Here is a 6,369-nt window from a genome sequence, read left to right on the forward strand (position 1 = left end):
ACCCGGTCGCGCCGCGCGGCGGCCGTGGCGACCGGCGGATCAGCCGGGCAGCGGCCGCAGCATCCGGTGGGGGCGGCGCAGGGCCACGCTGACCGGGTCCTCGCGGGCGAACTCGGCGCCGGGGCCGGGGCGCACCTCGATCTCCTCCAGCGGGGCGCGTCCCCCGCACACCGGGCAGAGCCCGTCGCGGTCGATCCGCGTGCCGCAGGAGGCGTGGAAGAAGATCCGGCGGGGGCCCGCCGAGGACAGGTTCCGCTCCCCCCACTGGGCGAGCAGGTAGACGGGGCCCCACAGCTCGCGCCCCATCGCGGTGAGGACGTACTCGTCGCGCGGCGGCGCGTCCTGGTAGCGGCGCCGCTCCAGCACGCCCGCCTCCACCAGGGCCTGCAGCCGCTGGGAGAGCACGGCGCGCGGCATGTCGAGGTGGGCGAGGAAGTCGCCGTAGCGGCGCACGCCGTACAGCGCGTCGCGGACCACCAGCAGCGTCCACCGCTCCCCGATCAGCTCCAGAGCACGGGCCAGCGAGCAGTCCTGACCTTCGTAGTTCTTGCCGAGCGCCATGCTCCCCATGCTAGTTCATTCACTGAACTCACGTGTGTTACGGTCGTTGTGAGTTCAGTGAATGAACCATGAAAGGCTCCCCATGACGCTCACCGCGACCCGTCGTCCCCCGGATCTCATCCTCGCGCTCACCTGTGCCGCGCCGCTGCTGGTGTTGATCAACTACACCGCCCCCATGGTCACGCTGCCCCAGGCGGCGCGGGCCCTCGGCTCGGGACCGGCGGGACCGGCCTGGCTGCTGAACGCGATCGCGCTGGGCCTGGCGGCGCTGCTGCTGATCGCCGGAGACCTGGCCGACAACTACGGGCGGCGGCGGATCTACCTGGCTGGGATGTGGGCGCTGGCCGCCGCGAGCGTCATGGCGGCCCTGTCGGTGAACACGGCGATGTTCGTGACGGCCCGGCTGGTGCAGGGAGCCGCCAGCGCGGGACTGCTCACCGCCAGCCTGGGCGCCCTCGGCCACGCCTTCCCCGAGGGCCGCGGGCGGCTGCACGCCACGGGCCGCTACGGGGCCATGCTCGGTCTGGGCATCGCCGTCGGCCCGCTGATCTCCGGCGGGCTGGCCGCCGTGGCGGGCTGGCGGGCGGTCTACTGGGTGGTCGCCGCGGCCGCGGTGCCGCTGGCGCTGCTGGGGGCCGGGCTGCTGCCCGAGTCACGCGCGGCCGAGCGCCGGCGGCTGGACCTGCCCGGCGTCCTGCTGCTGGCCTCCGGCCTGGCCGCGCTGGTCACCGCCGTCACCGAGGGCCGCGGCGGCTGGTCCCAGCCGGTCGTGGCCGTCGCGGCCGCCGCCGCGGCGCTGCTGCTGGGCTCCTTCGCCGTGGTCGAGCGGCGCCGCCCCGTCCCACTGCTCGACCTGGGGCTGTTCCGGCGCCCCCTCTTCGCCGTCGCCACCGGCGGAGCACTCGTGGTCGGGATGGTGGTGATCGGGCTGATGAGCTTCCTGCCGACCGTGCTGCAGCTCGCCCGGGGCCTGTCCCCGCTGGGCAGCGCCGCCCTGTTCGCCGTCTGGTCGGGGGCGTCGTTCCTGACCGCGCTGCAGGCGCGCCGCCTGCCGCTGACCGGGCGGGGCCGTCTCGCCCTCGGGCTGCTGCTGTCGGCCGCGGGCACGCTCCCCCTCCTGGACGTGGCCGGTCACGCCCCCTGGGTCCGGATCGTGCTCGGCCTGGCCGTCGCCGGGATCGGCAGCGGCCTGATCAACACCTCCCTCACCCACCTGGCGATCGAGAGCGTGCCGCCGCACCGGGCCGGGATGGGGTCGGGGGCGAACAACACCGCCCGCTACGTCGGCTCGCCGCTGGGCGTGGCCCTCATGGCCGCGGTCGTCGGCACCGCCGGCCTGTCGGCGGGGACCGACGGCGCCCTGGTGGTCTGCGCCGTGGTGGCGGCCGCGGCGGGCGGCGGGGTCCTGCTCCTCAGCCGTCCCGCCGGAAGATGATCACCAGCACCCGCAGGGCCAGGATCGCGCTGATCACCAGCAGGTTGTAGCCGATGAGCTGGTACAGGCCCACGTCGGTGGTGACCGGGGGACCGTTGTCGGCGCCGAGCAGCAGCACGGCCATGATGCCCGTGGTGGCCGCCAGCACGGTGAGCAGCACCTGGTGGAGCAGGCCGGTGACGTGCCGCCGGTCGCGCTCGTCGGCGAACAGGCGCACGTTCAGGCTGAAGCGGCCGTGCTCGGCGGCCCCGGCGATCCGCTCGATCCGGCGGGGCAGGCGGCGCAGCATGGGCAGCAGGCTGAGCGCCTCCTGCTCGACCGCCTGCCGTACCCACCCGGGACCGCTCTGCTCGCCGAGATGGCGGACCGAGAAGGCCCGCGCCTCGGCCACGATGTCGAACCCGGGAGCCAGCCGGGCGAGCGTGCCCTCGATCGTCGCCAGCGCCCGGAACACCGCGGCCACCTCGGGCGGGACGGACAGGCCGTGCGCCGAGACGATCCGGAACAGCCTGCCGAACATCTGCATGTCCGGGGTGACGCCGGTGACCAGGTGCCGGGCCATGAACCGGCCGAGCTCGCGCTCCAGCTCGCGCTCGTCGATCTCGTCGGGCCGCGGCACGACCTCCAGCAGCGCGTCGCTCACCCCGAGCGGGTCCCCCCGGTCCATCGCGCCCAGCAGGCGCTGCAGGGCGCCGCGCAGCGAGCCGTCGAGCCGTCCCACCGAGCCGAAGTCGAGCAGGGCCAGCCGCCCGTCGGCCAGCAGCATGATGTTGCCCGGGTGCGGGTCGGCGTGGAACACCCCGTGCAGCATGATCTGGCGGAGCAGCGTGTCGAGCAGGGTCCTGGCCAGCTCCTGCCGGTCCAGCCCGTCGGGTACGGCGGAGCCGAACGCGGTGCCCTCCAGCCGCTCCATGACGAGCACCCGCCGCCCGGACAGCTCCGGGTACGGCACCGGCACGCGGACCGGCTCCCCGGCCGTGGCGGCGGCCACGGCGGCCATGTTGGCGGTCTCGATGCGGAAGTCGAGCTCCTCGCGCAGCGCCTCGGCGAACCCCCTGGACAGGTCGGCGACCCCGAACGCCCGGCCCCACCGGGTCCGCCGCTCCAGCGTCCGGGCCAGGCGCGCGACGATGTCGAGGTCCTGCTCGACCACGGCGGCGATCCCCGGGCGCTGGACCTTGACCACCACCTCCTCGCCCGTCTTCAGCCGGGCGCGGTAGACCTGGGCGATCGAGGCCGCGGCGAGCGGCTCCCGCTCGAACTCGGCGAACGTCTCGGCCACCGGCCGGCCGAGCTCGGCCACCAGCACCGGCTCGATCTCCGGCCAGGGCGCGGAGGCCACCTTGTCCTGCAGCAGCCGCAGCTCCTCGACAAACTCCACCGGCAGCAGGTCGCCCCGGGTGGAGAGGATCTGGCCGAGCTTGACGAAGGTGACCCCGCCCTCGTCGAGGGCCTCACGCAGCGACGTGGCCAGCCGGGCCCGGCTGGAGGGGGCGCCGAGGTCGGGGTCGCGGCCGCGCAGGTAGGGGCCGAGGCCGTGCCGTACGAGGATCCGGGTGATCTGGAGGTAGCGGCGCGAGCGGGCTACCCGGCCGCGCAGCCCTCTGATCAGCTCCAGCGGCCCGGGCAGCGATCCCGGCGGCACCAGGGCCTCGGCGATCACCAGGAAGACCATCCCGCCGAGCAGCGTGCAGACCACGGCGAGGATGAGGAACCACAGCGGCGTGACGCCCCCGTCGTCCGGGTCCACCAGGCCGACGAACGCCTTCGTGACCGGCCCGCCGATCACGAACACGAACACCCCGGCCAGCAGTGTGCGGACGACCCCGAACCGCAGGTCGAGCAGTCTCCGGGCGATCAGCGTGAACCCGGCCAGCACCACCAGCACGGTGATCACGATGATCCCGGTCGCCAGGAGATCCACCTCTGCCCCGTCCGTTCCGTCGGCGAATATGACGGCGGACAGACTAGATCATGTGGGTGAGAGCGTGTGAAGATGGACCTCGACGGTCCCCTCTCCCCCGTGCCAGGACGGCTCGGCGAGCAGCCTGGCCAGCGCGAACCCGCTCTTCTGCGCGACCCTGCAGGAAGGGGTGTTGCCGGCCGCGTGCCGCAGCTCCAGCCGCGACAGCTCCAGGAAGGCGAAGGCCCACCGCGCGACCGCGCCCACCGCGTGGCCGGCCACGCCCCTGCCGCGGGAGGCCGGCAGGACCCAGTAGCCGACCTCGCCGACCCCGTCACCGGTGATCTTGACCCTGGTGTGGCCCAGCACCTCCCCGGTCGTCGCGTCGGCGATCGCGAACGAGCCCGACGAACCGTCGGCCCAGCCCGCGGTCCGGTCGGCGATCCACGCCCGCCCGTCGGGCTCGGCCGGGGCGGCGGCCGCCCACCGGCGGATCTCCGGATCGCGCAGCGCCGCGGTCACCACCTCGGCGTCGGCCGGGCGCCACGGCCGGAGGTGGAGCGTCCCTGCGGTGATCTCCATGGGTTCCACGTCAGCCGAGCGTACTCCCCCCGAACGGTTCAGCACTTGACCGCCATACCGGATATTTCGCCCACTTCTCCGCGGCCGGGGCGCCCATGATCATAGATACTCGGGCACGTCAGAGTGGCGGAAAAGTAAAGATACGCGGGAGCATGAGACCCTTGCCCTACTTCGATGCACGGTGAGGTGGGAAGGACGGCGCGCTAGAGATGGCACAGATCGTCGGCGGCGGACAGCCGGTGAACGACGCCGAGCGGCGGGTCATCGCCCACCTGCGGGACAACGCGCCCGACGACTGGCTGCTGCTGCACAACATCGAGGTGCCGCGCGGCGACGACACCTTCGAGGTCGACGCGATCGTCCTGACCGGCCACTCGCTCTGCGTCATCGACGTCAAGGGCACGCGCGGCCGGATCGAGGTCGCCGGGACGCGCTGGTTCCCCGCCCGGCGGGACGCGTTCGGCTCCCCGGTGACCAAGCTCCGCGGCAACGGGCGCGCGCTCAAGGGGCTGCTCACCCAGGAGCGCCGCGAGCTGGAGCGGATCTACGTCGACAGCGTCGTCGTGCTGACCGGGCCCGACACCGAGCTGGTCGACCCGGCCGGCCGTGACTCGCGGCACGTCACCGACCTGCCCGGCCTGATCGGCACGCTGAGCGACGTCTCCCGCGTCAGGCGCGGCTACACCCCGGACGTGACACCGTACCGTACCCCGATCATCGAGGCCCTCAACGGCACCGTGCGGCGGTCCACCGCGCCGCCGCGCTTCGGCAACTGGGAGGTGGAGGAGCAGCTCGGCGGGGACACCCGGGTCACCGAGTATCGCGCGTTCAACGCCACGGTCCCGGGGAGCGAGACGGTCCTGCTGCGGGTCTACCGGGCCGACCCGCTGGCCCAGGAGGAGCCGCGTGCGGCCGAGCGGCGGCTGATCGCCAACGCCTACCAGTCCCTCACCCGGATCCCGCCGCACCCGTGCGTGGTGCGCTCCCGCGACTTCTTCGCCATCGACGACGAGAGCCGGTTCGTGCTGGTCCTCGACGACGTGCACGGCCAGGCGCTGCACCTGCACCTGACCGCCTCCCGGCCGGAGCTGTCCACCGGCGCCATGCTCGACGTGGTCGACGACATGCTGCTGGGCCTGGCCCACGTCCACGCCAACAACGTCATCCACCGGGCGCTCAACCCGGCCTGCGTCCTGGTGACCGAGGACGGCCGGGCGATGCTGACCGGGTTCGACTACGCCAAGCCGGGCCCCCGGGCGCACACCGTCGCCAACGAGCTCCCCAACGTCCTCGACACCCACTACGTGGCCCCCGAGTGCCAGGGCAGGCCCGAGCGGATGACGGCCGCCTCCGACGTGTACGCGGCCGGGGTGATCGCCTTCCGGCTGCTGGCCGGCGAGCTGCCCCCCACGAGCCCGGACGCCGAGACCGCCGTGAACGGCGTCCCGGCCGAGGTCATGGAGCTGCTGCGGCGCATGCGCGACCACTCGCCCGCCAAGCGGCCGGACGCGGTGGAGGCCCTGGGCGCCCTGCGGCGGGCGCGGGAGGGGACCGTGGCCGAGCGGGAGCCGCTGCTGCTCGACCGGCTCCGGAGCAGGTTCAAGCGCATGTCCGGGCGGTAGCGGCGCGGGCCGGTCACGGAGACCGGCGAAGCACGGAGCAGGAACAGCGCCGGCGATCACGGAGACCGGCGGAACCCGGAGCAGAAGCAGCGCGGGCCGATCACGGAGACCGGCGGAACCCGGAGCAGGAGCGGCGTGGATGATGCCGAGGTGGCCAAGCTCCGCGCGCAGATGTTGCATCGCCCGCAGAGCCGGATCGGCGGTTGTCGGAACCCTTGAAGTCCCGACCGTGGTGATCTCCTCGGAGGTCTGGCCGGAGCTGCGCG

Annotated in this window: 5 protein-coding genes; 2 read left to right on the top strand and 3 right to left on the bottom strand. The window is 73.7% G+C overall.

The features are described from left to right. Positions 1–39: 39 nt before the first annotated feature. Positions 40–561, bottom strand: coding sequence for a winged helix-turn-helix transcriptional regulator (locus ACWDS7_RS26100; protein ID WP_451931411.1), 522 nt, complete (start codon positions 559–561; stop codon positions 40–42). Positions 562–622: 61 nt separating this feature from the next. On the opposite strand from ACWDS7_RS26100, the gene ACWDS7_RS26105 reads away from it, so the two are divergent. Then, complete coding sequence (locus tag ACWDS7_RS26105; protein WP_451931412.1) at positions 623–1,996, top strand: MFS transporter; 1,374 nt, start codon at positions 623–625, stop codon at positions 1,994–1,996. Here ACWDS7_RS26105 and ACWDS7_RS26110 read toward each other — a convergent pair. Together ACWDS7_RS26110 and ACWDS7_RS26115 are read right to left on the bottom strand one after the other, a co-directional pair. Next, on the bottom strand, positions 1,974–3,920 hold the full coding sequence (locus ACWDS7_RS26110) for an ABC1 kinase family protein (RefSeq protein WP_451931413.1): 1,947 nt from the start codon (positions 3,918–3,920) through the stop codon (positions 1,974–1,976). The two genes, ACWDS7_RS26105 and ACWDS7_RS26110, sit on opposite strands and share 23 nt — an antisense overlap. Positions 3,921–3,968: 48 nt before the next feature. Beyond that, positions 3,969–4,481, bottom strand: coding sequence for a GNAT family N-acetyltransferase (locus ACWDS7_RS26115; RefSeq protein ID WP_451931414.1), 513 nt, complete (start codon positions 4,479–4,481; stop codon positions 3,969–3,971). Positions 4,482–4,690: 209 nt separating this feature from the next. Here ACWDS7_RS26115 and mads6 point away from each other — a divergent pair, with 209 nt between their 5' ends. Next, complete coding sequence (gene mads6, locus ACWDS7_RS26120; protein ID WP_451931415.1) at positions 4,691–6,103, top strand: methylation-associated defense system protein kinase MAD6; 1,413 nt, start codon at positions 4,691–4,693, stop codon at positions 6,101–6,103. The last annotated feature ends 266 nt before the right edge of the window (positions 6,104–6,369 follow it).

The organism is Streptosporangium sp. NPDC003464, assembly GCF_053588315.1.